This is a genomic window from Pseudomonas reactans, assembly GCF_013385825.1.
Taxonomy (GTDB): domain Bacteria; phylum Pseudomonadota; class Gammaproteobacteria; order Pseudomonadales; family Pseudomonadaceae; genus Aquipseudomonas; species Aquipseudomonas reactans.
The window spans coordinates 255,799-280,808 of sequence record NZ_JACAPG010000011.1 but is presented as its reverse complement, the minus strand read 5'-3'; the positions used below and the strand labels follow the sequence as shown (position 1 = coordinate 280,808).

Annotated in this window: 23 protein-coding genes and 4 tRNA genes; 4 read left to right on the top strand and 23 right to left on the bottom strand. The window is 60.8% G+C overall.

Annotated elements, in window-relative coordinates:
• Positions 1–9 precede the first annotated feature (9 nt).
• The gene (locus HX868_RS12760; RefSeq protein ID WP_177003104.1) at positions 10–234 is read left to right on the top strand and encodes a hypothetical protein; all 225 of its coding nucleotides are present in this window, start codon (positions 10–12) and stop codon (positions 232–234) included.
• Between the two features lie 15 nt (positions 235–249).
• On the opposite strand, the gene pcp is transcribed toward HX868_RS12760, so the two are convergent.
• Genes pcp through HX868_RS12745 form a run of 3 tightly spaced genes read right to left on the bottom strand, consistent with a single transcriptional unit; the run spans position 250 to position 2,562 of the window.
• Positions 250–891 (bottom strand): pyroglutamyl-peptidase I, encoded by a 642-nt coding sequence (gene pcp, locus HX868_RS12755; RefSeq protein WP_177003103.1) that lies wholly within the window; start codon positions 889–891, stop codon positions 250–252.
• 7 nt (positions 892–898) lie between these two features.
• On the bottom strand, positions 899–1,849 hold the full coding sequence (locus HX868_RS12750) for a DUF979 domain-containing protein (protein ID WP_177003102.1): 951 nt from the start codon (positions 1,847–1,849) through the stop codon (positions 899–901).
• Positions 1,846–2,562, bottom strand: a complete 717-nt coding sequence (locus HX868_RS12745; protein ID WP_016978172.1) for a DUF969 domain-containing protein — start codon at positions 2,560–2,562, stop codon at positions 1,846–1,848. Before HX868_RS12745 ends, HX868_RS12750 begins: the two co-directional genes overlap by 4 nt.
• Before the next feature lie 231 nt (positions 2,563–2,793).
• Here HX868_RS12745 and HX868_RS12740 point away from each other — a divergent pair, with 231 nt between their 5' ends.
• Positions 2,794–3,156 (top strand): hypothetical protein, encoded by a 363-nt coding sequence (locus tag HX868_RS12740; protein WP_246355522.1) that lies wholly within the window; start codon positions 2,794–2,796, stop codon positions 3,154–3,156.
• A gap of 281 nt (positions 3,157–3,437) precedes the next feature.
• On the opposite strand, the gene HX868_RS12735 is transcribed toward HX868_RS12740, so the two are convergent.
• Positions 3,438–3,514, bottom strand: a tRNA-Val gene (locus HX868_RS12735).
• 184 nt (positions 3,515–3,698) lie between these two features.
• On the opposite strand from HX868_RS12735, the gene HX868_RS12730 reads away from it, so the two are divergent.
• Positions 3,699–4,982 (top strand): NAD(P)/FAD-dependent oxidoreductase, encoded by a 1,284-nt coding sequence (locus tag HX868_RS12730; protein ID WP_177003101.1) that lies wholly within the window; start codon positions 3,699–3,701, stop codon positions 4,980–4,982.
• Positions 4,983–5,183: 201 nt separating this feature from the next.
• Here HX868_RS12730 and HX868_RS12725 read toward each other — a convergent pair.
• From HX868_RS12725 to leuC, 19 genes are all read right to left on the bottom strand, one after another.
• Positions 5,184–5,260: transfer RNA gene (locus tag HX868_RS12725), tRNA-Asp, on the bottom strand.
• Positions 5,261–5,365: 105 nt separating this feature from the next.
• Positions 5,366–5,442 (bottom strand) — tRNA-Asp (locus HX868_RS12720).
• Between the two features lie 55 nt (positions 5,443–5,497).
• Positions 5,498–5,573 (bottom strand) — tRNA-Val (locus tag HX868_RS12715).
• Between the two features lie 107 nt (positions 5,574–5,680).
• Positions 5,681–6,445: an SDR family oxidoreductase gene (locus HX868_RS12710; protein WP_177003270.1), complete on the bottom strand. Its 765-nt coding sequence runs from the start codon at positions 6,443–6,445 to the stop codon at positions 5,681–5,683.
• An 11-nt stretch (positions 6,446–6,456) separates the two neighbouring features.
• Entirely contained in the window at positions 6,457–7,668 is a 1,212-nt protein-coding gene (locus HX868_RS12705) for an O-succinylhomoserine sulfhydrylase (RefSeq protein ID WP_016976635.1), read from the bottom strand.
• Between the two features lie 65 nt (positions 7,669–7,733).
• Positions 7,734–9,239 (bottom strand): amidophosphoribosyltransferase, encoded by a 1,506-nt coding sequence (gene purF, locus HX868_RS12700; protein WP_015884965.1) that lies wholly within the window; start codon positions 9,237–9,239, stop codon positions 7,734–7,736.
• Positions 9,240–9,280: 41 nt separating this feature from the next.
• Positions 9,281–9,838, bottom strand: coding sequence for a CvpA family protein (locus tag HX868_RS12695; protein WP_003192538.1), 558 nt, complete (start codon positions 9,836–9,838; stop codon positions 9,281–9,283).
• Positions 9,839–10,086: 248 nt separating this feature from the next.
• Positions 10,087–10,746, bottom strand: a complete 660-nt coding sequence (locus HX868_RS12690) for an SPOR domain-containing protein (RefSeq protein ID WP_177003100.1) — start codon at positions 10,744–10,746, stop codon at positions 10,087–10,089.
• A complete protein-coding gene (gene folC, locus HX868_RS12685; RefSeq protein ID WP_177003099.1) occupies positions 10,730–12,037 on the bottom strand; it encodes a bifunctional tetrahydrofolate synthase/dihydrofolate synthase in 1,308 nt (435 codons plus the stop codon). Before folC ends, HX868_RS12690 begins: the two co-directional genes overlap by 17 nt.
• Positions 12,034–12,954: an acetyl-CoA carboxylase, carboxyltransferase subunit beta gene (accD, locus tag HX868_RS12680; RefSeq protein WP_016976632.1), complete on the bottom strand. Its 921-nt coding sequence runs from the start codon at positions 12,952–12,954 to the stop codon at positions 12,034–12,036. Before accD ends, folC begins: the two co-directional genes overlap by 4 nt.
• 244 nt (positions 12,955–13,198) lie before the next feature.
• Positions 13,199–13,819, bottom strand: a complete 621-nt coding sequence (locus HX868_RS12675; protein ID WP_177003098.1) for a phosphoribosylanthranilate isomerase — start codon at positions 13,817–13,819, stop codon at positions 13,199–13,201.
• A 64-nt stretch (positions 13,820–13,883) separates the two neighbouring features.
• Positions 13,884–14,708, bottom strand: a complete 825-nt coding sequence (truA, locus tag HX868_RS12670) for a tRNA pseudouridine(38-40) synthase TruA (RefSeq protein ID WP_177003269.1) — start codon at positions 14,706–14,708, stop codon at positions 13,884–13,886.
• Positions 14,709–14,849: 141 nt separating this feature from the next.
• The gene (locus tag HX868_RS12665; RefSeq protein ID WP_177003097.1) at positions 14,850–17,414 is read right to left on the bottom strand and encodes a FimV/HubP family polar landmark protein; all 2,565 of its coding nucleotides are present in this window, start codon (positions 17,412–17,414) and stop codon (positions 14,850–14,852) included.
• Positions 17,415–17,576: 162 nt separating this feature from the next.
• Positions 17,577–18,587, bottom strand: coding sequence for an aspartate-semialdehyde dehydrogenase (locus HX868_RS12660; RefSeq protein WP_177003096.1), 1,011 nt, complete (start codon positions 18,585–18,587; stop codon positions 17,577–17,579).
• Between the two features lie 116 nt (positions 18,588–18,703).
• Positions 18,704–19,816, bottom strand: coding sequence for an aspartate-semialdehyde dehydrogenase (gene asd / locus HX868_RS12655; RefSeq protein ID WP_016976627.1), 1,113 nt, complete (start codon positions 19,814–19,816; stop codon positions 18,704–18,706).
• Positions 19,817–19,880: 64 nt separating this feature from the next.
• Entirely contained in the window at positions 19,881–20,963 is a 1,083-nt protein-coding gene (leuB, locus tag HX868_RS12650; protein ID WP_033901802.1) for a 3-isopropylmalate dehydrogenase, read from the bottom strand.
• Positions 20,964–21,016: 53 nt separating this feature from the next.
• A complete protein-coding gene (locus HX868_RS12645) occupies positions 21,017–21,781 on the bottom strand; it encodes a class I SAM-dependent methyltransferase (protein ID WP_177003095.1) in 765 nt (254 codons plus the stop codon).
• Positions 21,782–21,893: 112 nt separating this feature from the next.
• On the bottom strand, positions 21,894–22,538 hold the full coding sequence (gene leuD / locus HX868_RS12640) for a 3-isopropylmalate dehydratase small subunit (RefSeq protein WP_177003094.1): 645 nt from the start codon (positions 22,536–22,538) through the stop codon (positions 21,894–21,896).
• A gap of 10 nt (positions 22,539–22,548) precedes the next feature.
• A complete protein-coding gene (gene leuC / locus HX868_RS12635; RefSeq protein ID WP_028617121.1) occupies positions 22,549–23,967 on the bottom strand; it encodes a 3-isopropylmalate dehydratase large subunit in 1,419 nt (472 codons plus the stop codon).
• A gap of 140 nt (positions 23,968–24,107) precedes the next feature.
• On the opposite strand from leuC, the gene HX868_RS12630 reads away from it, so the two are divergent.
• Positions 24,108–24,998, top strand: a complete 891-nt coding sequence (locus HX868_RS12630; protein WP_038845586.1) for a LysR family transcriptional regulator — start codon at positions 24,108–24,110, stop codon at positions 24,996–24,998.
• Positions 24,999–25,010: the final 12 nt, after the last annotated feature.

Sequence of the window (25,010 nt, the reverse complement as noted above, 5' to 3'; positions counted from 1 at the left end):
GATTCGGGAATGGAAATACGATTAGGTCTACTGGAAAAGGGGCTGGCTGAAATGAACGAGAAGCTGATCACCGTTTCGGGCAAGGCAGACGCCATGGATAAGCACTTCGCGTCCAAGGCAGACCTGGCAACCACTGAACTGAACCTCATCAAGTGGTACGTGGCAACCGCATTTGCAATGACTGGCCTGGCTTGCGCCATCACCTTCGGGCTCACCCGACTGTTTGCGCCGTGAGAAAAGCCGGGCCGGTCAACTGACCTGCCCACCCGTTTCCCTTACATCCGCCAGTGTTCGCCACGCCGTCAATACAGCCACGTGCAATCCCGCAACCGTCGTACCCAGCGCCATCGAAGGCCGCTGTGTACCCGCCACCTGCTCCGGCAGAAACGGTACGTGGATAAACCCACTGCGCACTCCCGACCCCGCAAGCGCATGCTGCAATAGATAAAACACCTGATTACACACAAATGTCCCTGCCGTCTGCGATACGGAGGCTGCGATCCCTACTTCACGCACGGCCTTGACCATCGCCTTGATCGGCAGCGTCGTGAAGTAGGCCGCCGGGCCATCAGCGATGACCGCCGTATCGACAGGCTGCTCGCCCAGGTTATCGGGAATGCGCGCATCGTTGACATTGATCGCCACCCGTTCGATAGAGATATCGCTACGGCCCGGCCCCAGGCCAGTAGCGATCACCATCGCCGGGCGCAACTCTTCGACCAGCCCGATCAGGCACTCGCCAACAGAGGCAAATGCGCAAGGCAATTGACGCGCAACTATCTGCACATCGGGCTCCAACTGAACACTGTCCAGTTGGCGCACAGCCTCCCAGGACGGATTAACCAAGTCTTGATCAAAGGGCTCAAAGCCCATCAGCAAAACGGTTCGCATCTTGGCCTCACATCAACAGGTAGAGCAGTACAATATTGACCACCAACATCATCAACGCCGTGGGTAGTTGAGCCTTGATCACCGCGTTCTTGTCTGGCAGTTCCAGCAACGCCGCAGGCACAATATTAAAGTTGGCGGCCATCGGCGTCATCAGTGTGCCGCAGTAGCCGGAGAACATGCCAATCGCCGCCATTACGGCTGGATTTCCGCCGTAGATACCCACCAGCACCGGCACGCCGACACCGCCGGTCATCACTGGAAAAGCCGCGAAGCCGTTACCCATGATCACCGTGAACAAGGCCATGCCCAGCACATAAACCATCACCGCCACCAACTTGAAATCCAGGTTGATGTAGGTGGTGGTGACATGCGCAACGGCTGTACCAACCCCGGCTTCGTTAAACAGCAAGCCGAGCATCGCCAGCATTTGCGGAAGCACCATCGCCCAGCCGAGGGCTTCTGTGAGACGGCGGGATTCGCGCAAGGCTTGCACCGGTGTATCGCGGGTCAGCCAGCAAGCCAGGCCGAGTGCGATCAAGCAGCCGATACCAAGGGATACAAAGGTGGTGTTTTTCGGATCCAGCAGTGGCACGCCGCCAATCTCGGTGTGCTTAAGCAGCACCGAGCCAATGACCGTGGTCAATGGAATGGCGAGCGCAGGAATGAACAGCTTGTGACCCAGCCGGCCCGCACTGGCGCGAGAGGCCTTGTCATGCAACTCGGCATGCTTGCCACGGCCAACGCCGCCCAGGCCGGCAATCAATGCCATGACCACAACGCCGGCGCCGATGGCCACCGATGGCAGGCGTTCGCCTATCAAGAACGGAATAGCGAACAACAACCAGAACAACGCACTGGACCAACGCTTGGGATGGCTCCGGTCCATCAAAATCATGCCCGCAGTGATCAGCAGCAGAACCCCGGCGAGCCAGTACAGGTATTGAATGGAAATGATCATTGCACGGCCTCCACTGGCGTAGCGGCGGGCGTCATCTCACGGGTAAGCCTTCGATCAAACCGATGCAGACGGATCGCATGAATGATGAAAGCGCAGATCGCTGTAGGAATACCCCATACCGCAATGTGCAGAGGCTCCACATCAATCCCTGAGCCGAGCAGGAAGGTGTGCATCAACGCGATTGCGCCGAAAGCGACAAAGATGTCTTCACCAAAAAACAGGCCGACGTTGTCGGTCGCAGCGCACATGGCCAACACTTTGTGACGCAATTTGTCCGGCAGCTTGCCGTAGCGTTTTTCCGCCGCACCTTCGGCCATCGGTGCCAGCAGCGGGCGCACCATCTGCGGGTGCCCGCCCAGGCTGGTCAAGCCCATGGCGGCAGTGGACTCGCGTACAAACAGATAGATGATCAGCAAACGCCCTACCGTGGCGCGCTCGAACCGCGCGATCCAGTTTTGCGCATGCAGGCGCAGTCCGTGACGCTCCAGCAGGCCAATGACCGCCAGAGGCAACAAGAGGATCAATTGCAAGGCACGGGTCTGAAGGAAGCCATCGCCCATGGTGGCGAGGATTTTTTCCAGTGGGAAATGGGCGGCAAGCCCAGTGGCGATAGCGGCGGCGGTGACCACCAACAAAGGGTTGAAGCGCAAGACAAAGCCAACCACGATCACAAGTACGCCGATCAACGGCCATAAGTTCACAACAGTTTGCATGGCGTGAGGTCCTTAAGTGCGCGCTGCGGCGCCATTACAGCAGGATGTGAACAAAGGGTTCACAGCAAGAAGTGGCGTGCAGTCGGCTCGGTTTTTTATTGTTGACCCGAAAGGTCGAGCGTCAGTGGCGGCAACTTTGCTGCCTGGGGGCGGGAGGTGTCCAACAAGAAAAATTGTTGCTGCGAACCAATAAATTTTGTGGGTGATCGAACGCTGCGCACGTAACAAGTTGTGGACAGACCTGAAAGAGGCGAAGGCCAGGTCGAGCAAAACCCGGACTGGAACCTGCTCAAGCGCGACTGGAACAACGCACTCCAGGTCGAAGCCCGCCAGACGGGCTTCAATATTACGGAAAATCCAGCGGTGGCACCGAGCGGTGAAGACGGTGTCGACATCAACATCAATGTGAGCAAGTTCCGCGACATCGAGCGCGCCGATTACGCCGACCTGCAATCCGGCACACCGACTGGCTCGCGCACCTACGACACCTCGTCGTCCGCCTGGGAAGGCATTGCCTCGGCCATGACGCAGAAACAGGTGCTGGCGATTGCCAAGCAGATGATCAGCGATATCAAAAGTGCCAAGGCTAAGTAAAACGCCGCCGCGAGCGAGTTTCTTGAGTTCACCTGGAATCTGAGCGGCGCGATACTCAAGCTGATTGAATTCAGCAACGACTACACACCACCACGGCGAAAACGCGTGCTCTCATTTGGGTTCGTGATGTTTTTGCTGTTGGTGGCGCTGATTGAACTGGTGTTGGTGCAGATGTTTCTTGGCGAGACCGGCTGAGGCGGGGTTTTAGAAATCACAGACAACAAAAAAGGGCCCACCTTTCGGTGAGCCCTTCTAGACCGCCCAGCAGAGCGGATTTTGTTTGGTAGGCGCGATTGGACTCGAACCAACGACCCCCACCATGTCAAGGTGGTGCTCTAACCAACTGAGCTACGTGCCTGCTGTGAGGCGGCATTCTACGGAATTCCGGAGGGGTGTCAACATCTTTTTTGCAGCTAACCCTATGAATATGCGAATTTTTTATTTGCGTGGGGCACACCCGTGGATTTCGGGTGGCTGGCAGGCAATTTTCAACTCAGGTAGGATCGGCGCACTCGTAAAAAATATAAAACAGAGGTTCCAGGATGGCGAACACCCCCTACCCCCAGTCGTATTACGCCGCATCCGCGAATGCCGTTCCGCCTCGCCCGGTACTGCAAGGTGAGGTCGAAACCGATGTGTGCGTGATTGGCGCCGGCTACACCGGCCTCTCGAGCGCGCTGTTTCTGCTGGAGAACGGTTTTCGCGTGACGGTGCTCGAAGCCGCCAAGGTGGGGTTCGGCGCCTCGGGCCGCAACGGCGGGCAGATCGTCAACAGCTACAGCCGTGATATCGATGTGATCGAGCGCAGCGTCGGGCCCAAACAGGCGCAGTTGCTGGGAGAGATGGCATTCGAAGGCGGCAGGATCATCCGCGAGCGCGTGGCCAAGTACCAAATCCAGTGCGACCTGAAGGATGGCGGCGTATTCGCCGCACTCAACAGCAAACACATGGGCCACCTGGAGTCGCAGAAGCGCCTGTGGGAGCGCTACGGCCATACACAGCTGGAGCTGCTGGACGAGCGCCGCATCCGTGAAGTGGTGGCCTGTGACAACTATGTGGGTGGCTTGCTAGACATGAGCGGCGGGCACATCCACCCGCTCAACCTGGCGCTTGGTGAAGCAGCGGCCGTGGAATCTCTGGGCGGCACGATCTACGAACAATCGGTAGCCGTACGAATCGAGCGCGGCGCCAATCCGGTGGTGCATACCGCGCAGGGCAAGGTCAGGGCCAAGTTCATTATCGTTGCAGGCAATGCCTACCTGGGCAACCTGGTGCCGGAGCTGGCAGCCAAGTCGATGCCCTGCGGTACGCAAGTGATCACTACCGCCCCGCTGGGTGACGAACTGGCAAAAACCCTGCTGCCGCAGGATTACTGCGTCGAAGACTGCAACTATCTGCTCGACTACTACCGCCTCACCCGCGACAAGCGCCTGATCTTCGGTGGTGGCGTGGTGTATGGCGCGCGTGATCCGGCAAATATCGAGGCGATCATCCGTCCAAAGATGCTCAAGGCCTTCCCGCAACTCAAGGACGTGAAGATCGATTACGCCTGGACCGGCAATTTCCTGCTGACCCTGTCGCGATTGCCGCAGGTGGGACGCCTGGGCGATAACATCTACTACTCACAGGGCTGCAGTGGCCATGGCGTGACGTACACGCACCTGGCCGGCAAGGTACTGGCGGAGGCACTCAGAGGCCAGGCAGAGCGTTTTGACGCGTTTGCCGACCTGCCGCACTACCCTTTCCCGGGCGGGCAACTGTTGCGTACGCCGTTTGCAGCGCTGGGTGCCTGGTATTACGGCCTACGCGACAAATTAGGATTCTGACTCGAAACTTGTAGGAGCCCGCTTGCGGGCGATGGCGTCCGTGAAATCGCCATCGCCCGCAAGCGGGCTCCTACAGATCGCGCGCATCAAATCGCAGACACAAAAAACCCCGGTCTTTCGACCAGGGTCTTTGCTATCGGATCAAAGTAGCCAGAGGCTTGCTTTGTGCTTCAAGGCGTTCAGTGGGCCTTGATGCAGATATGGCGCAGCGGACGGGACTCGAACCCGCGACCCCCGGCGTGACAGGCCGGTATTCTAACCGACTGAACTACCGCTGCGTATCGCTTGACTGATTGAGTGAAAACCCTCAACAGTCTTTGAACATCTGATCGATCAACCTTGGTTGTTCAATCTCAAGCCCGACGAATCAGACCTGGAAAATGTGGCGCAGCGGACGGGACTCGAACCCGCGACCCCCGGCGTGACAGGCCGGTATTCTAACCGACTGAACTACCGCTGCGCGTCGGTGCAACCTTTAACGTTGCGTCTTGCCCTGAGGCAAAACTCTCAAGAAGTGGTGGGTGATGACGGGATCGAACCGCCGACCCTCTGCTTGTAAGGCAGATGCTCTCCCAGCTGAGCTAATCACCCTTTGCTTCGTTGAGGCCGCGAAATTTACGCAGGTATCGGACCTAAGTCAATAGCCTGCTTGAAGTTTTTCTGAAAAAGACAAAATTGCTTCAAGACGGCTACCCGCCCTACTCGCTGTAAATCATCTTCTTGCTCATGCCACCGTCCACGACAAACTCTTGCCCGGTGACAAACCCCGCCTGGCGCGACAACAGCCACGCTACCATCGCCGCCACATCTTCTACGGTGCCTACCCTGCCCGCTGGATGCTGTGCATGATCAGCATCACTCAACGGCTCGGCCCGACGTGCAGCCGGATCACGCGCATCGATCCAGCCAGGGCTGACCGCATTGACCCGTACTTCCGGCCCCAGGCTCATCGCCAAGGCATGCGTGAGGGCCAGCAGACCACCTTTGCTCGCCGCGTAGGCTTCGGTGTCCGGTTCCGACTGGCGGGCGCGGGTCGAGGCCAAATTGACGATGGCACCGCCATGGGCACGCAGATAAGGCGCACAGTGCTTGGCCAACAACATCGGCCCACTGAGGTTCACCGCAAGCACTCGATTCCAGTACGCCAGGTCGAGGCTTTCCAGGGTGATATTACGCGGGTCAGCCACCGCCGCATTGCAGACCAACGCGTCCAGGCGCCCAAACTGCCCCAATACCTCGGCAACACCTTCGGCCACTTGCTTCTCGTCCGCCACGTCCATGCTGATGAACCAGGCGTTTTCACCCAGCACCTTGGACACCTTGGAACCGCGCTCGCGGTCCAGGTCAGTCAACACCACCTGCCAGCCTTCGCTGATCAGCCATGCGGCAATCCCGAGACCAATGCCTCGCGCCGCACCTGTGACCAGCGCAACGCGCCCGTTAGTGGCAGCCGCCGCCTCCATGGACCACTCGATCACAAGGCAGCCAGCCCGCGAGCCAAGTCAGCCTGCAAATCAGCCACGTCTTCCAGGCCAACCGCAATGCGGATCAGGCTGTCACGGATACCCGCCGCTTCACGCTCCTGCGGCGCCAGGCGCCCGTGGGAAGTGGTACTCGGATGGGTAATGGTGGTCTTGCTATCACCCAGGTTGGCGGTGATGGAAATCAGGCGAGTCGCATCGATAAAGCGCCAGGCGCCCTCTTTGCCGCCCTTGACCTCAAAGCTCACCACAGCGCCGAAACCACGCTGCTGGCGCTGGGCCAATTCGTGTTGCGGGTGACTCTTGAGGCCGGCGTAGTGCACCTTCTCGATACCGTCCTGCTGCTCCAGCCACTCGGCCAAAGCCTGGGCGTTGGCGCAGTGGGCCTTCATCCGCAGGTTGAGGGTCTCAAGACCCTTGAGGAAGATCCACGCGTTGAACGGGCTCAAGGTCGGGCCAGCCGTGCGCAGGAAGCCGACGACTTCCTTCATCTGCTCGCTGCGACCTGCAACCACACCGCCCATGCAACGGCCCTGGCCGTCGATGAACTTGGTCGCCGAGTGCACGACGATGTCCGCCCCCAGCTTCAACGGCTGTTGCAGCGCCGGGGTGCAGAAGCAGTTGTCTACGACCAGCATCGCACCTTTGGCATGCGCCACTTCAGACAACGCAGCGATATCCACCAGCTCAGCCAATGGGTTGGACGGCGACTCGACGAACAACAACTTGGTGTTGGCCTTGATCGCCGCATCCCAGCCGGAAAGATCCGCCAAGGGCACGTAGTCCACTTCGATACCGAAGCGCTTGAAATACTTCTCGAACAGGCTGATGGTCGAACCAAACACACTGCGCGACACCAACACATGGTCGCCAGCACTGCACAGGCTCATCACCACCGCCAGGATCGCCGCCATACCAGTGGCCGTCGCTACCGCCTGCTCAGCACCTTCCAGTGCCGCAATACGCTCTTCGAACGCGCGCACTGTCGGGTTGGTATAACGCGAATACACGTTGCCCGGCACTTCGCCAGCAAAGCGCGCAGCGGCATCGGCGGCGGTGCGGAACACGTAGCTGGAAGTGAAGAACATCGGGTCACCGTGCTCACCTTCCGGGGTGCGGTGCTGGCCGGCGCGCACAGCCAGGGTATCGAAAGCTACGCCATCGAGGTCGCTGTCCAACCGACCGGCATCCCATTCCTGACTCATGCTGCGACTCCTTACTCAATTCTTTATTTAAGATACAAAACCGGCCCCTCAGGGCCGGTTGTCACTCAGTTGTTGTACAGGTCGATGATCGCGCTGACCGCCTGGGTCTTGATCTTCGACGAGTCGTTACGCGCCTGCTCGATCTTGTTCAGGTAAGCCTCATCGACATCACCAGTCACATACTTGCCGTCGAACACGGCGCAGTCGAACTGGTCGATCTTGATTTTGCCACCACCGACTGCCTCGATCAGGTCCGGCAGGTCCTGGTAGATCAGCCAATCAGCGCCGATCAGGTCGGCCACGTCCTGGGTCGAACGGTTGTGAGCGATCAGTTCATGGGCGCTCGGCATGTCGATGCCGTAGACGTTCGGGTAACGCACGGCAGGCGCTGCGGAACAGAAGTACACGTTCTTCGCACCGGCTTCGCGGGCCATCTGGATGATCTGCTTGCAGGTAGTCCCGCGCACGATGGAGTCATCCACCAGCATCACGTTCTTGCCGCGGAATTCCAACTCGATGGCATTGAGCTTCTGGCGCACAGACTTCTTGCGCGCCGCCTGGCCCGGCATGATGAAGGTACGGCCAATGTAGCGGTTCTTCACAAAGCCTTCGCGGAACTTGACGCCCAAGTGGTTGGCCAACTCCAGCGCAGCGGTGCGGCTGGTGTCCGGAATCGGGATCACCACGTCGATGTCGTGCTCTGGGCGCTCGCGCAGGATCTTCTCGGCCAGTTTCTCGCCCATGCGCAGACGCGCCTTGTACACCGAAACGCCGTCGATGATCGAATCCGGACGCGCCAGGTAGACGTGTTCGAAGATGCACGGGGTGAGTTTCGGCGCCACGGCGCACTGACGGGTGTGCAACTTGCCGTCTTCGGTGATGTACACCGCTTCGCCCGGCGCGAGGTCGCGAATCAGGGTGAAACCCAGCACGTCCAGGGACACGCTTTCGGAAGCGATCATGTATTCGACGCCTTCGTCAGTGTGACGTTGGCCGAACACGATCGGACGGATGCCATGCGGGTCACGGAAGCCGACGATGCCATAACCGGTGACCATGGCCACGACGGCATAGCCACCCACGCAACGGTTGTGCACGTCGGTGACGGCGGCGAACACGTCTTCTTCGGTCGGCTGCAGCTTGCCGCGCTGGGCCAGCTCGTGGGCGAACACGTTGAGCAGCACTTCCGAGTCGGAGCTGGTGTTGACGTGGCGCAGGTCAGATTCGTAAATCTCCTTGGCCAGCTGTTCAACGTTGGTCAGGTTACCGTTATGCGCCAGGGTGATGCCGTAAGGCGAGTTGACGTAAAACGGTTGAGCTTCAGCCGACGTCGAGCTACCGGCGGTCGGGTAACGCACATGACCAATGCCCATGTGCCCGACAAGGCGCTGCATGTGACGCTGATGGAACACGTCACGCACCAGACCATTGTCCTTGCGCAGGAATAACCGGCCGTCGTGGCTGGTCACAATACCGGCAGCGTCCTGGCCGCGGTGCTGGAGGACGGTTAGCGCGTCATACAGCGCCTGATTGACGTTCGACTTACCGACGATACCGACGATGCCACACATGCGACGCAACCCCTACTTAATGAATCTTGACTGAACACAGCTTACTGAGGCGTTTTGGCCGGTAAGAGATGTTCCTTGAACGGAAGATCAGCGGGTACGCTGATTCCGCTGGCCAGCCACTGACTGCTCCACCCCAAAATGAGGTTCTTGGACCAATCTGCAACCAATAGAAATTTTGGCACGAGTACCGACTCCTGCCACCACGAATCCTGCTGTACCGGCCCCAGGCTCAACAGCCCGACCGCCACGACCACCAGCAACGCGCCACGCGCAGCACCGAAGGCCATGCCGAGGAATCGATCGGTCCCGGAGAGGCCGGTGACACGTATCAACTCGCCGATAAGATAATTGACCATTGCTCCCACCAGCAGCGTGGCGATGAACATGATGGCGCAGCCCGCGATGACGCGAGCCGAAGGTGTCTCGATGTATCCGGCCAGGTAGACCGACAATGAACCGCCGAACATCCAGGCTACGACTCCTGCGATGATCCAGGTCAGCAACGACAGTGCTTCTTTTACGAAGCCGCGGCTTAGACTGATCAAAGCGGAGATGGCGACGATTGCGACGATCGCCCAATCAACCCAGGTAAATGGCACAGTTCAGCCTACGGACAGATGAGGCGGCGCATTTTAGCAGAGCGTCGGGCTGTCGGTAAGCTGTGATTACGACTGCTTTGCAAATCAATAGTTTGGGATGAGCGAAGCCCATTTCAACCCCACCACAAAACCAATGTGGGAGGGGGCTTGCCCCCGATAGCGTTGGTCCAGCCGGCACACTTAATGCCGGTAGACTGCCATCGGGGGCAAGCCCCCTCCCACATTTCTTACTGCATTCCAGGCTGAAATCAGCCGCGCTCAGGCTGGAAACGGGTCACAAAACCCTTGAGGTTCTGCTGGCGATCCAGCAAGTCCCGCAGGCGATCCGCCTCGGCGCGCTCGATCAGCGGCCCGATAAACACACGGTTCTTGCCATCAGCGCTGCGGATGTACGCGTTGTAGCCTTGACTGCGCAGCTTCTTCTGCAAAGCGTCAGCACCTTCGCGATTGCCCAGGCTGGCGACTTGAATAGACCAGCTGATCGGCAGGCCATTCGGATCAATGCGACTCTGCCCCACATCCGGCTTGCCTGGCGCAGCCGGTTGCGGCGCTACCGGCTTCGGTGCGGGCGCAGGCGCGGCAGGCTTGGCCGCTACGGCCGGCGCAGGCGCTGGCTTGACCACTGGCACGCTCGGCTGAACCGGCATCGATGGAACTTGCTGGGCAGCAACCTCCGCATCGGTAGGCACCGGCTCTTCTTCCGGCAAGGCCTGGGGCTCAGGCACCACCACCGGTTCAACCTGTACTTGCGGCACCGACGGCGCCTGCGGGGCAGCCGGCGCTTCGACGACTACTTGACGCTCTTCGTCCTGACGCGAGAACAGCATCGGCAGGAAAATCACCGCCAACGCCACCAGCACCAGGGCGCCGACCATTCGCTGCTTGTATGCGCTATCCAGTAATGCCATGTGCAGCTTCCTCCGTGGAGCGCCGGGCCAACCACTCAAGCGCCTCGGCAACACAATAAAATGACCCGAACAACAGAATCTCATCATCGGGGGTGGCAACGGCGCACTGTGCTTCAAGGGCAGCGGTCACGCTTGCATACGACGCCACTGGCGCACCAAGGTTCTGCAAGGCCACTTCCAGCTCGGCGGCCGGACGGCTGCGCGAAGTACCCAGAGGGGCTACCGCCCATGCCTGGACATTGCCCAGCAAGGGTGCGACCACACCCTCCAGATCCTTATCGGCCAGCAAGCCAAAGACTGCAAGGCGACGACCGACCGGCGGCGTACGCGACAGGCGTTGCGCCAGGTACTCGGCCGCATGGGGGTTATGCCCCACATCCAACAACAGGTTCAGGCGCTTGCCTTGCCACTGGAACTCACGACGATCCAAACGCCCGACTACGCGAGTTGCCAGCAAGGTGGTGGCAATTTGCTCGGCATTCCACGGCAGGTCCATCAGCAGGTAGGCCTGCAGCGCGAGCGCGGCGTTTTCCATCGGCAGGTTCAGCAGCGGCAGGTCGCGCAACTCTACAGCCTGGCCACGGGCATCACGCCCGCGCCAATTCCAGTGCTGCGCACCGATTTCCAGATTGAAGTCGCGACCGCGCAGGAAAAACGGGCAATCCAGCTCGCGCACCTTGTCGAGCAAGGTGTGCGGCGGATCCAGGTCACCGCACAACGCAGGCTTGCCCTGGCGGAAGATCCCGGCTTTTTCATAGGCCACGGATTCGCGCGTATTACCCAGGTAGTCGGCGTGATCCACACCAATACTGGTGACCAATGCCAGATCAGCATCCACTACGTTGACCGTGTCCAGGCGCCCGCCCAGGCCGACTTCCAGCACCACCACATCGAGTTGCGCACGCTCGAACAGCCAAAACGCCGCCAGGGTGCCCATCTCGAAGTAGGTCAGGGAAATCTCGCCCCGGCCAGCATCGAGTGCAGCGAAGGCTTCGCAGAGTTGCGAATCAGTGGCTTCGACGCCATTGAGCTGCACCCGCTCGTTGTAACGCAGCAGGTGCGGGGAATTGTAGACGCCGACTTTCAGCCCTTGAGCCTGCAGCAGCGCCGCGACAAAGGCGCAGGTAGAGCCTTTGCCGTTGGTGCCGGTCACCGTGATCACGCGCGGCGCCGGCCGGCCCAACCCGAGGCGGGCCGCTACCTGTTGCGAGCGCTCCAGGCCCATGTCGATGGCGGACGGATGCAACTGCTCAAGGTAGGCGAGCCATTCGCCCAGGGTACGTTGGGTCATAGGTTTGCAGGCACCGGCGGCACGACAATCGGTTCAACTTTAGGCGCGACGTACACAGGGGTCGGCAGGCCCATCATTTGTGCCAGCAGGTTGCCCAGGCGTGGACGCAACTCACCGCGCGGGATGATCAGGTCGATCGCACCGTGCTCCAGCAGGAACTCGCTGCGCTGGAAGCCTTCCGGCAGTTTTTCACGTACGGTTTGCTCGATCACACGCGGGCCGGCAAAACCGATCAGGGCCTTTGGCTCGCCGACGATCACGTCACCCAGCATCGCCAGGCTGGCGGAAACGCCGCCGTAGACCGGGTCGGTCAGCACGGAGATGAACGGGATGCCTTCTTCACGCAGTCGTGCCAGTACCGCAGAGGTCTTGGCCATTTGCATCAGGGAGATCAGGGCTTCCTGCATGCGCGCACCACCGGAGGCGGCGAAGCAGATCATCGGGCAACGGTTTTCCAAGGCGTAGTTGGCGGCGCGAACGAAGCGCTCACCGACGATGGCACCCATGGAGCCGCCCATGAAGGAGAACTCGAACGCCGACACCACGACAGGCATGCCCAGCAGTTTGCCACTGACAGAAATCAGCGCGTCCTTCTCGCCGGTCTGCTTCTGCGCGCCGACCAGACGGTCCTTGTACTTCTTGCTGTCGCGGAACTTGAGGCGGTCGACCGGCTCCAGGTCGGCACCCAGCTCGTTGCGGCCTTCGGCGTCCAGGAAGATGTCGATGCGGGCGCGGGCGCCGATACGCATGTGGTGGTTGCACTTGGGGCAAACGTCCAAGGTCTTTTCCAGCTCCGGACGGTACAACACCGCGTCGCAGGATGGGCACTTGTGCCACAGACCTTCAGGAACCGAGCTTTTTTTCACCTCGGAACGCATGATCGAAGGGATCAGTTTGTCTACTAACCAGTTGCTCATGCTTTCTTTCTCCAGTACCGGTGGCTTGAACACAGCCCCGCGTATGCCCTTGAGCTAAATTCATATGTGGCGATGACACATGCTGGACGGGGTCAGACGTTCGACCGGCCTTTTCCCGCATGTATCCTCAGCCTTCCAGACAACCTGCCAGCGCAGGGTTGCCACTTCGTTTCCAGCCCACCCTCAGGCGGCGCCGGTCTGTTTTACACAGTGGTAGTTATGGACGGCGGCAGACTGCCAGCCGTCACATCCCGCGCACAGCTTGCATAAATGCGCGAATCTTGTCGTGATCCTTGATGCCCTTGCCTTGCTCCACCCCACCGCTGACGTCCACGGCATAAGGGCGGACCTGCTCGATAGCCACCGAGACGTTCGCGGGATTGAGCCCCCCGGCCAGGATGATCGGCTTGCTCAAGCCTTCGGGAATCAGCGACCAATCGAACGCTTCACCCGTACCGCCGGGCACGCCTTCGACATAGGTATCCAGCAGAATCCCGCGAGCGCCACCATAGGCGGCGCAGGCAGCCGCGATGTCATCCCCAGCTTTCACGCGCAACGCCTTGATATACGGACGCTGGTAGCTTTCACACTCGTCGGGCGTTTCGTCGCCGTGGAACTGCAGCATATCCAGCGGTACGGCATCCAGGGTTTCGTTGAGTTCGCAGCGACTGGCGTTGACGAACAACCCCACGGTGGTCACGAACGGCGGCAAGGCGGCGATGATTGCCCGCGCCTGCACCACATTCACCGCCCGCGGGCTCTTGGCATAGAACACGAAACCGATGGCATCCGCCCCCGCCTCGACCGCCGCCAACGCGTCCTCTATGCGGGTAATCCCGCAAATCTTGCTGCGAACGGCTGACATGTCGTGGAAACCCCAAGGATTGGACCGAGAAAGTCCCGGATGGTAACAAAAGCTTTTCCGGGCGTCAGCCGCCAAGTTCGCTGAAACCTGTGAGGAAGTGTGGCCCGATGAAACGTTCCGGCAATTCGAACTCGTCGCGATACTCCACATCCACCAGGTACAGGCCGAACGGATGCGCCGTGACCCCGCCCGTACGGCGGACACGGCTTTCCAGCACTTCCCTGGCCCACTCCACCGGACGCTCGCCGGTGCCGATGGTCATCAGCACTCCGGCAATGTTTCGAACCATATGGTGCAGGAACGCACCGGCACGGATATCCAGCACGATCATCTTGCCGTGACGGGTTACGCGCAGGTGATGGACTTCCTTGACCGGCGATTTGGCCTGGCACTGGCCGGCACGGAAAGCGCTGAAATCATGCACACCCACCAGATGCTGCGCAGCCTCGGCCATACGCTCGGCGTCGAGCGGGCGGTGGTTCCAAGTGATTTCTTCGTTGAGGTGCGCCGGACGGATCTGGTCGTTGTAGATCACATAGCGATAACGCCGAGCGATGGCCTTGAAGCGCGCATGAAAATGCGCCGGCATGACCTTGGCCCAACTGACGCTGACGTCGTGGGGCAAATTGATATTAGCACCCATCACCCAGGCCTTCATGGACCGCTCAGCCTGGGTGTCGAAGTGCACCACCTGGCCACAGGCGTGCACGCCTGCATCGGTGCGCCCGGCGCACATCAGCGACACTGGCGAATCAGCGACTTTCGACAGTGCTTTCTCCAGGGTTTCCTGCACCGTCAGTACGCCGGACGCCTGACGCTGCCAGCCGCGATAGCGCGAGCCTTTGTATTCCACGCCCAGGGCGATGCGGTAAAAGCCTGCGGCCGCCATTTCGGCGGCCGCGTTATCTATATTTGCCAAGAACTGAGAGCCTGATGAGTTGCGCAAAGGCGGCCATTATGCCGATTTGTGTGAGTGCCCACAAAAGCAAAACGGCGACCCGAAGGTCGCCGCTGCATTGACGTATGACGGTCAGGCCAACCGGCCGAGCATTTCCTTGGCCTCGCCGCGCTGAGTTTCGTCGCCTTCGGTCAGCACCTCGCTGAGGATGTCCCGCGCACCGTCCGCATCGCCCATGTCGATATAAGCCTGGGCCAGGTCAAGCTTGGTGGCCACCTCGTCCGTGCCGGAAAGGAAGTCGAATTCCGGCTCATCGTCGCCCTTCGCCGCATCTTCTGCGGTGAAGGAAGGCTCGATGGACGGATGCTCCAGGCTCTGGGACAAACGGTCCAGCTCGGCGTTGACATCATCCAGCTCGGACGCAAAGGCGTCAGGCTTGGCGGCAGCTTCCGGCTCATCGGCCAAGGACAGGTCGAAATCTTCCGGCAGGTCGAAGTCATCCAGGGCCGCCGGGGTCAGGGTGGGCGGCTCGACGGCCGGCACGTCCTTCATCTGCTCTTCCAGGCCCGAGAGGAAGTCGTCATCCGATTGCGCCGACGCCGGTGCATCCAGTTGCAGGTCCAGGTCGAAGTCCGACAGGTCATCCGGAGCAGCCTGAGCTTCGGTTTGCTGTTGCAGCAGCGATTCGAAGGTCTGCTGATCGTCCTTGAGCTCGGCTGGGGAGGCTTCCTCCAGCTCGTCCAGGCTCAGGTCGAAATCGGTGTCGAAGGCTTCGGGCTCCGCAGGGGCGGGTTTGTCTTCCAGCAAATCCTTGACGTATTGGGCATCCAGGGCCGCCGCAGCCACCGCGGCGCTGACGCCTGCCGCCAGCACGGCCATGGCCGGGAAGCGGCTCTTGAGCTGTTCGACCTGGGCATGGTTGTCACCATTGGCCACCAGTTGACGCTCCTGGGTCACGAAACCGTCCTTGTCGTTTTGCAGGCCGTAGACTTCCATCAGTTTCAAACGCAGGTCGCTGCGCTTGGGTTCCTGTTTGATCGCCTGTTCCAGCACGTCGGCAGCCTGGTTCAGGTGGCCACGGTCGATAAGAGACTGGGCTTGGGCCAGGGCATCGTTGGCATTCGCCGGGGCCACGGCAACGGCCAGCGGCGCCAGCACGGAGGCGACGGTCGGCACAGCGACTGCAGGTTCAACTGCTGGAGCTGGAGTTGGAGCGGCCGCCAGCTTGACGTTTGGCGGCGGCACTTCCAGGCCTTCGAAACTGTCTGGCGGCAGATCCTGATCAATGTTCGAGGTGAATACTGGCTCTTCCGCCAGGGCCCGCGCCATGCGCAGGTGTTTTTCCTCTTCGCGACGGGCGTTGCGATGGCGTATCCCCAGCAGCAGGAGCAAAAACGCCAGCAACGCTGCAGCGCCGCCGATCACCCAGAGAACGATAGGGTTGGTCAGTAGATCGTTGAATTTGCCCTCGTCGGCAGCAGGCGCCGCATCCGCCTTGACCGGCTCAGGCGCTGGCGCGGCTGGCGCGGCTGGCGCAGGTGTCGCAACAGCGGCATCAGGCGAGGCCTGAGCAGCCGCCGGCTCACCCGCCAACTGCGCAGGCATTGCCGCCGTGGCCGGAGCTGTCGGGGCGCCCTTCTCAGCCTGCAGACGCGCGAGCTGATCGTTTTTCAGTTGAATCAGTTTCTGCAGTTTATCCAACTGGCTTTGCAGGTCTGCCGCGCGGCTCTTCAACTCTTCGTTGTCGCGACGGGTGGTGTCCAGTTGCTCCTGGGTCATCGCCAGTTTGTCGCTCAACCCCGCACTATCGCCCGTCTTGCCCTTGGCGCCCTTCTTGGCCGCTTCGGCAGAAACCAGGCTCAGGTTGTCCTTGGTGTTAGTACTCGCCGGGGCATTGCCGGCCTGGGTGCGTTTGGTCGCGTCCAGTTGCTGCTTGCCCGCCGTCGGGTTGGTGGCGGCGCGTCGGCCTTGGCGCCAGGCGGCATTCTGCGCGCTGACTTCGGCGATCGCTTGGGGTTGCGGCAGCGCGGTGCTTTGTACGGGATCAGGCAGGCGGAGGACCTGGCCGGTCTTCAAACGGTTGATGTTGCCGTCGATAAACGCGTCAGGATTCAGCGCCTGGATCGCCAGCATGGTCTGCTGTACCGAGCCGCCGTTACGGTTCTTCGCGGCAATTTCCCACAAGGTGTCGCGGGAGGTGGTGGTGTGCTGTGCCGGCTTGCTTGCGGCGGGCGCGCTGCTGGCCGGTGCCGCCAGGCGCGGCGCAGGCGCGGCGGTCGTCGGAGCAGGCTGGTCGAATTTGGCCGGGTCGAGCAACACGCTGTAGTCGCGCATCAAACGGCCATTGGGCCATTGCACTTGCAGCAGGAAACGTACGTAGGAATCGGGCAACGGTTTGCTGGAGGTGACACGCACCACGCTGCGTCCGCTGGGGTTGATCACCGGGGTAAACGTCAGGTCTTCGAGGAACGCCTGGCGGTCAACGCCTGCATCCACAAAGGCTTGGGACGAAGCGAGGCTCGGCGTGATCTCGGAAGCGGTGAGGCCACCGACGTCGAGCAATTCGATTTCCACCGCCAACGGCTGGTTCAACTTCGACTTGAGGGTCATCTCCCCCAGCTGCAGCGCCTGCGCCATACCGGAGGACAGCGCCGAGGCGGCCGCTATTGCTAACACCAGTTTGCGAACTTGAACCATAGCCTCATCCTTTGTTTGAACACTCCCCGGCCTGCGAGAAGGTTGGTAACCGCTGCCATAAGGCATGGCGAGCCGATAGGTCACCGACGCGCAACTTTTCCTGCCTGGGGCCAAGCATAGCGCTTGGTTAGAATCAATCTACAAATTGCCGCCAAGTATCTTTTACGCAAGGCCTTTTATCAACAACTGCGCCAGCTGTACGGCGTTCAGTGCGGCGCCCTTGCGTACGTTATCTGACGTCAGCCACAGATTTAGTTCCGCCGGGTCATCCACACCTGCGCGAACCCGTCCTACATAGACCACGTCCTGGCCGACCGCGTCGCCCACCGCTGTTGGGTAGTCACCCTCTTCAACCCGCTCTATTCCTGGCGCGGCGTCGAGCAGGCGATTCACGGCGGCGAGGTCGACCGGTGCGCCTAGTTGCAGGGACACTGTCAGGCTATCGCCAAAAAACACCGGCGCTTGAGCGCAGGTTGCGGAAATCTTTAGCAATGGAGTTTCCAGTACTGCACGCAATTCGTGTATCAGCCTTTTCTCCAGATCGGTATGGCCTTGGTCGTCCGGTTGGCCGACTTGTGCCAGTAGATTGAAAGCAACCTGCCGATCAAACAGTTTCGGCTCCAGCGGGCGCATATTCAGCAACTCGGCAGTTTGCCGGGCCAATTCGCTGACGGCTTCACGCCCCTGGGACGACATCGCCAGGTTGGCGGTAACGCTCACGCGCTGGATATCCAAGAGACTGCGCAAGGGTGCCAGCACTACCGCCAAATGGGTCGCCGACGGGCTCGGGCTGCTGAGCCGGAAGGGTTTTTCCAGGCCGTCGAGCACATGGGCATTGGCTTCCGGCACCACGCGTGGTGCCTGTTCGGCCGACAACGCGCCGGACAAGTCGATCACCGAGCAGCCCGCCGCCGTGGCACGCGGCGCGAAACTCAAGGTCACCGCCGGCCCCGCTGCAAAAAACGCGAGCTGTACCTTGCTGAAGTCGAACTCATCGACCTCCCTCACCCGCACGTTCTTGCCACGAAACGGCACCGACGCGCCGGCGGAATTACTGCCCGCCAGCAGATGCAGGGTACCCACCGGGAAGTCCAGCTCTTCGAGGATCTGCACCAGGGTTTCACCCACCGTGCCGGTGGCGCCGATCACGGCGATATCAAAGGTCTGGGTCATGGAGGCTGCCTCGGGCATTGCGGGGGGAGCGGCACTTTACCGGGTGGCTGGGGGTGAGGCCAATAAAAAACCCGCGCCTGTCACCAGAGCGCGGGTTTCTTCATTGCTTCAAGCGATCAACGCTCCAGCAAGATCCGCAGCATGCGGCGCAGCGGTTCGGCCGCGCCCCACAGCAGTTGGTCGCCTACGGTGAACGCACCGAGGAACTGGCTGCCCATGTTCAACTTGCGCAGGCGGCCCACCGGTACATTCAGGGTGCCGGTGACCTTGGTCGGGCTCAGCTCCTGCATGCTGATATCACGGTTGTTCGGCACCAGCTTGACCCACGGGTTGTGCTGGCTGATCAAGGCTTCGATATCACTGATCGGCACGTCTTTGTTCAGCTTGATGGTCAGCGCCTGGCTGTGGCAGCGCATCGCGCCGATACGCACGCAGATGCCGTCCACCGGGATCGGGCTCTTGAAGCGGCCGAGGATCTTGTTGGTCTCGGCCTGGGCCTTCCACTCTTCACGGCTCTGGCCGTTCGGCAGTTCTTTGTCGATCCACGGGATCAGGCTACCGGCCAATGGCACGCCGAAGTTTTCGGTCGGGTACGCATCGCTGCGCATGGCTTCGGCCACACGGCGGTCGATGTCGAGGATCGCGCTGGCCGGGTCGGCCAGTTGATCGGCGACAGCCGCGTGGGTCGCGCCCATTTGCTTGATCAGCTCACGCATGTTCTGCGCGCCGGCACCGGAGGCTGCCTGATAGGTCATGGCGCTCATCCACTCGACCAGGCCAGCTTCGAACAAGCCGCCCAGGCCCATCAGCATCAGGCTGACGGTGCAGTTGCCGCCGACGTAGTTCTTGGTGCCCGCGTCCAGCTGCTGGTCGATGACCTTGCGGTTCACTGGGTCGAGAATGATCACGGCATCGTCCTGCATACGCAGGCTCGACGCGGCGTCGATCCAGTAACCCTGCCAGCCGGCTTCGCGCAGCTTGGGGAAGACTTCGCTGGTGTAGTCGCCACCCTGACAGGTCAGAATCACGTCGAGGGTTTTCAGCTCTTCAATGTTGTAGGCGTCCTTGAGCGGGGCAATATCCTTGCCCACAGACGGCCCTTGGCCACCCACATTCGAAGTGGTGAAAAACACCGGCTCAATAAGATCGAAATCCTGCTCTTCCAGCATCCGCTGCATGAGCACGGAACCGACCATACCGCGCCAACCGATCAGACCTACACGTTTCATCGCAACTACACCTTGTTAAAAAGTGGGCCGCCTGCAGCAAACTTCTGCAAGGGGGCCCGAGAGATTACAGATTCCGCAGCGCGGCGACTACTGCGTCGCCCATTTCTTGCGTACCGACCTTGGTGCAACCCTGCGACCAGATGTCGCCGGTGCGCAAACCCTGGTCCAGCACTAGGCTCACCGCCTTCTCGATCGCGTCCGCCGCATCCGCCAGGTTGAAGCTGTAACGCAGCATCATCGAGACCGACAAAATCGTCGCCAGCGGGTTGGCAATGCCCTGGCCCGCGATGTCCGGCGCCGAACCGTGGCAAGGCTCGTACATGCCCTTGTTGTTGGTGTCCAGGGACGCCGACGGCAGCATGCCGATGGAACCGGTGAGCATCGACGCCTGGTCGGACAGGATGTCGCCGAACAGGTTGTCGGTGACGATCACGTCAAACTGCTTGGGTGCACGCACCAGTTGCATGGCGGCGTTGTCGACGTACATGTGGCTCAATTCGACGTCTGGATAATCCTTGGCTACTTCTTCGACGATTTCACGCCACAACTGGCTGGAGGCCAGGACGTTGGCCTTGTCCACCGAGCAGACCTTCTTGCCACGCACGCGGGCCATGTCGAAGCCGACACGGGCAATACGGCGGATTTCGCTCTCGCTGTACGGCAGGGTGTCGTAGGCCTGGCGCTCGCCATTTTCCAGCTCACGCACGCCACGTGGCGAGCCGAAGTAGATACCACCGGTCAGCTCACGCACGATGAGAATATCCAGGCCCGCGACCACTTCCGGCTTGAGGCTCGACGCATCGGCCAGTTGCGGGTAGAGGATGGCCGGGCGCAGGTTGCCGAACAGGCCCAGTTGCGCGCGGATTTTCAGCAGGCCGCGCTCAGGGCGGATGTCACGTTCGATCTTGTCCCATTTCGGGCCACCCACGGCGCCGAGCAGTACGGCGTCGGCCGCACGGGCGCGGTCCAGGGTTTCATCGGCCAGGGGCACGCCGTGCTTGTCGATGGCGGCGCCGCCGATCACGTCGTGGCTCAGCTCGAAGCCCAGGCTGTACTTGCTGTTGGCGAGTTCCAGCACCTTGACCGCTTCGGCCATGATTTCCGGACCAATACCGTCGCCAGGGAGAATCAGAATCTGCTTGCTCATGCGTTCCTCATTTCATCAAGCGACCCGCCCATGGGCAGGTCGGGAAAAATCAATCAGCGTTCAGCAAAGACCACCAGCACGTCGGTGCTGAAGGTGCCGTCGGCCTGAATTTCGTAATAATCGCGCACTTCCTGGCCCATCGCCTTTTGCAGCTCAAGGATGGCAGCGCGCAGTACTTCTGGCGTGCGCATGCGCTCGACCCACGAGGTGTATTCCAGGCGCAGACGCTGGCGACTGCTGGTGCGCACATGCAAGCCGGATTCGCTGAGCTGCTGCATCCATTCGGCGGCGGAGTAGTCGCGCACGTGGCTGGTGTCGCGCAGCACTTCGACGGTTTGCAGGTAAGTGTCCAACAGCGGGCTGCCCGGTGACAAGACGTCGACGAAGGCCGCCACACCACCCGGTTTGAGCACGCGGCGCACTTCACGCAGGGCCAGGCCGAGGTCGCTCCAGTGGTGGGCCGAGTAACGGCTGAACACGAAGTCGAACTCGCCATCGGCGAACGGCAGGCGTTCGGCGGCGCCGTGGACGGTGCGGATGTTGCCCAGACCTCGGTCTGCAGCAGCGGCAGCGACCACGTCGAGCATCTGCTGGGACAGGTCGTAAGCCACCACTTCTTTTACCAGAGGTGCTACGTGGAAGCTGACATGACCGGCCCCGCAGCCCAAATCCAACAGTCGCGCAGCGCCCTGCCCGGCCAGTTCGGCCTGCAGCAGCGCGAATTCGGTGCCTTGGGCGTGCACGGCACTGCTCAGGTAGGCGGAGGCTTGCTCGCCGAATTGTTTTTGCACGACTTGGGTGTGGGCGGTGGTGGTCATGGTGGTTTCCTTGGGCCTTGTGGTGTTGGGTATGGCCTCATCGCCGGCAAGCCGGCTCCTACAGGGGGATTGCGGTGCATCTGTAGGAGCCGGCTTGCCGGCGATAGCGGTATCAAGCGTCGCGAAACAACCAAGGCTGGCTAGCCCGGTGCTTGGCTTCAAACGCGGCAATCGCATCGCCGTCCTGCAAGGTCAGGCCGATGTCGTCCAGGCCGTTGATCAGGCAGTGCTTACGGAACGCATCCACTTCAAAGTGATACACCTTGCCGTCTGGACGGGTCACGGTTTGCGCGGCCAGGTCGACGGTCAGCTGGTAGCCCACATCAGCTTCCACCTGCTTGAACAATTCGTCGACTTCCTCGTCGGTCAAGATGATCGGCAGCAGGCCGTTCTTGAAGCTGTTGTTGAAGAAGATGTCGGCGTAGCTCGGCGCGATGATGCTGCGAAAGCCATATTCTTCCAGGGCCCACGGCGCGTGTTCACGGCTGGAACCGCAACCGAAGTTCTCGCGGGCCAGCAGTACGCTGGCGCCTTGGTAACGGTCGGCATTGAGCACGAAGTCCTTGTTCAGCGGGCGCTTGGAGTTGTCCTGGTAGGCGTAGCCCACGTCCAGGTAGCGCCACTCGTCGAACAGGTTCGGGCCGAAACCGGTGCGCTTGATCGACTTCAAGAACTGCTTGGGGATGATCTGGTCGGTGTCGACGTTGGCGCGATCCAAAGGGGCGACAAGGCCGGTATGTTGGGTAAAAGCACGCATCGGGTATTCCTCAGATCAATTCGCGAACGTCGATGAAACGACCGTTGACGGCCGCCGCAGCGGCCATGGCCGGGCTGACCAGGTGGGTACGCCCACCGGCGCCCTGACGCCCTTCGAAGTTACGGTTGGAGGTGGACGCGCAATGCTCGCCCGACTCCAAACGGTCCGGGTTCATCGCCAGGCACATCGAGCAGCCCGGCTCACGCCATTCAAAACCGGCTTCGAGGAAGATCTTGTCGAGGCCTTCGGCTTCTGCCTGGGCTTTAACCAGACCGGAGCCTGGCACTACGATGGCTTGCTTGATGGTCGACGCCACTTTACGGCCTTTGGCGATCACGGCCGCGGCGCGCAGGTCTTCGATCCGCGAGTTGGTGCAGGAGCCGATGAACACGCGATCCAACTGGATATCGGTGATCGCCTGGTTGGCCTGCAAACCCATGTACTTCAAGGCGCGCTCGATAGAACCACGCTTGACCAGGTCGGCCTCTTTGGCCGGGTCCGGCACGTTCTGGTCAACGGCCAGGACCATTTCCGGCGACGTTCCCCAGCTGACTTGCGGCTTGATCTGAGCAGCGTCGAGTTCGACCACAGTGTCGAACACCGCATCAGCATCGGAGACCAGGTCTTTCCAGGCTTCTACCGCAGCGTCCCAATCCGCGCCTGCCGGAGCGAACGGACGGCCTTTGACGTATTCAACGGTCTTTTCGTCTGCCGCCACCATGCCCACACGGGCACCGGCTTCGATGGACATGTTGCAGATGGTCATGCGGCCTTCGATGGACAGGTCGCGAATGGCGCTGCCGGCGAACTCGATGGCATGGCCGTTACCGCCGGCGGTGCCGATCTTGCCGATCACGGCGAGGACGATGTCTTTAGCGGTCACACCGAACGGCAATTTGCCCTCAACGCGAACCAGCATGTTCTTCATTTTCTTGGCGACCAGGCACTGGGTGGCGAACACATGTTCCACCTCGGACGTGCCGATGCCATGGGCCAAGGCGCCAAAGGCACCGTGGGTGGAGGTGTGCGAGTCACCGCAGACCACGGTCATGCCCGGCAATGTCGCGCCCTGCTCCGGGCCGATCACGTGCACGATGCCTTGACGTACGTCATTCATCTTGAATTCGGTGATGCCATATTCGTCGCAGTAGTCGTCGAGCGTCTGCACCTGCAAACGCGACACCTGGTCGGCAATGGCTTCGATGCCGCCCTTGCGCTCCGGCGTGGTCGGTACGTTGTGGTCGGGGGTGGCGATGATGGAGTCGACGCGCCAAGGCTTGCGCCCGGCCAGTCGCAGGCCTTCGAACGCTTGGGGCGAGGTCACTTCATGGATGATGTGACGGTCGATATAGATCAGCGACGAGCCATCGTCGCGCCGTTTCACTTCATGGGAATCCCAAAGCTTGTCGTAAAGCGTTTTGCCGGCCATCAGTCGGTCCTCATCAGCGGTGTTTCTCTATGCCGGGCTTTTCAATAACCCTTTGGCTTGTGAGGCTGATGGTATGGCGCTACATTAAATAACTCAAATTCATATTTTTTATGCTTTGGATTACCAACTGGAATACCACAATGGACTTGGCCAACCTCAACGCCTTTATTGCCATCGCCGAGACCGGCAGCTTCTCCGGCGCCGGTGAACGCCTGCACCTGACCCAACCGGCCATCAGCAAGCGCATCGCCGGTCTGGAACAACAATTGAAGGTGCGCCTGTTCGATCGCCTGGGCCGTGAAGTCGGCTTGACCGAGGCCGGGCGGGCCTTGCTGCCACGGGCTTATCAGATTCTCAACGTGCTGGACGACACCCGTCGCGCCCTCACCAACCTCACCGGCGAAGTCAGCGGGCGCCTCACCCTGGCCACCAGCCACCACATCGGCCTGCATCGCTTGCCGCCGGTGCTGCGCACTTTTACCCGGGAATACCCGAATGTGGCGCTGGATATTCAGTTCCTCGATTCGGAAGTGGCCTACGAAGAAATCCTCCATGGCCGCGCCGAAGTGGCAGTGATCACCCTGGCGCCCGATCCTCACAACCTGGTCCGCGCCACCCCGGTCTGGGATGACCCGCTGGATTTTGTGGTCGCACCGGAGCACAGCTTGATCAGCAACGGCAGCATCAGCCTGGCCGATATTGCCGGCCACCCTGCCGTTTTCCCCGGTGGCAACACCTTTACCCACCATATTGTCAGCCGGTTGTTCGAAGCCCAGGGCCTCACGCCGAACATCGCGATGAGCACTAACTATCTGGAAACCATCAAGATGATGGTGTCGATCGGCCTGGCCTGGAGCGTGTTGCCGCGCACCATGCTCGATGATCAGGTGGCAAGTATCGCTTTGCCGGGCATACAGCTCAGTCGCCAGCTAGGCTATATCGTGCACACCGAAAGGACGCTGTCGAACGCTGCGCGGGCTTTCATGAGCCTATTGGATGCACAGGTCGATCTGCCAGGGATACCGGCATGAAGCTGTGCGGCC

Excerpts from the sequence above, each read along its gene's own strand:
- HX868_RS12760 (WP_177003104.1), top strand. The coding sequence starts at position 10 with ATGGAAATACGATTAGGTCTACTGGAAAAGGGGCTGGCTGAAATGAAC.
- pcp (WP_177003103.1), bottom strand. The coding sequence starts at position 891 with ATGCGAACCGTTTTGCTGATGGGCTTTGAGCCCTTTGATCAAGACTTG.
- HX868_RS12750 (WP_177003102.1), bottom strand. The coding sequence starts at position 1,849 with ATGATCATTTCCATTCAATACCTGTACTGGCTCGCCGGGGTTCTGCTG.
- HX868_RS12745 (WP_016978172.1), bottom strand. The coding sequence starts at position 2,562 with ATGCAAACTGTTGTGAACTTATGGCCGTTGATCGGCGTACTTGTGATC.
- HX868_RS12730 (WP_177003101.1), top strand. The coding sequence starts at position 3,699 with ATGGCGAACACCCCCTACCCCCAGTCGTATTACGCCGCATCCGCGAAT.
- HX868_RS12710 (WP_177003270.1), bottom strand. The coding sequence starts at position 6,445 with ATGGAGGCGGCGGCTGCCACTAACGGGCGCGTTGCGCTGGTCACAGGT.
- HX868_RS12705 (WP_016976635.1), bottom strand. The coding sequence starts at position 7,668 with ATGAGTCAGGAATGGGATGCCGGTCGGTTGGACAGCGACCTCGATGGC.
- purF (WP_015884965.1), bottom strand. The coding sequence starts at position 9,239 with ATGTGTGGCATCGTCGGTATCGTCGGTAAGTCGAACGTCAATCAGGCG.
- HX868_RS12690 (WP_177003100.1), bottom strand. The coding sequence starts at position 10,746 with ATGGCATTACTGGATAGCGCATACAAGCAGCGAATGGTCGGCGCCCTG.
- folC (WP_177003099.1), bottom strand. The coding sequence starts at position 12,037 with ATGACCCAACGTACCCTGGGCGAATGGCTCGCCTACCTTGAGCAGTTG.
- accD (WP_016976632.1), bottom strand. The coding sequence starts at position 12,954 with ATGAGCAACTGGTTAGTAGACAAACTGATCCCTTCGATCATGCGTTCC.
- HX868_RS12675 (WP_177003098.1), bottom strand. The coding sequence starts at position 13,819 with ATGTCAGCCGTTCGCAGCAAGATTTGCGGGATTACCCGCATAGAGGAC.
- truA (WP_177003269.1), bottom strand. The coding sequence starts at position 14,708 with ATGGCGGCCGCAGGCTTTTACCGCATCGCCCTGGGCGTGGAATACAAA.
- HX868_RS12665 (WP_177003097.1), bottom strand. The coding sequence starts at position 17,414 with ATGGTTCAAGTTCGCAAACTGGTGTTAGCAATAGCGGCCGCCTCGGCG.
- HX868_RS12660 (WP_177003096.1), bottom strand. The coding sequence starts at position 18,587 with ATGACCCAGACCTTTGATATCGCCGTGATCGGCGCCACCGGCACGGTG.
- asd (WP_016976627.1), bottom strand. The coding sequence starts at position 19,816 with ATGAAACGTGTAGGTCTGATCGGTTGGCGCGGTATGGTCGGTTCCGTG.
- leuB (WP_033901802.1), bottom strand. The coding sequence starts at position 20,963 with ATGAGCAAGCAGATTCTGATTCTCCCTGGCGACGGTATTGGTCCGGAA.
- HX868_RS12645 (WP_177003095.1), bottom strand. The coding sequence starts at position 21,781 with ATGACCACCACCGCCCACACCCAAGTCGTGCAAAAACAATTCGGCGAG.
- leuD (WP_177003094.1), bottom strand. The coding sequence starts at position 22,538 with ATGCGTGCTTTTACCCAACATACCGGCCTTGTCGCCCCTTTGGATCGC.
- leuC (WP_028617121.1), bottom strand. The coding sequence starts at position 23,967 with ATGGCCGGCAAAACGCTTTACGACAAGCTTTGGGATTCCCATGAAGTG.
- HX868_RS12630 (WP_038845586.1), top strand. The coding sequence starts at position 24,108 with ATGGACTTGGCCAACCTCAACGCCTTTATTGCCATCGCCGAGACCGGC.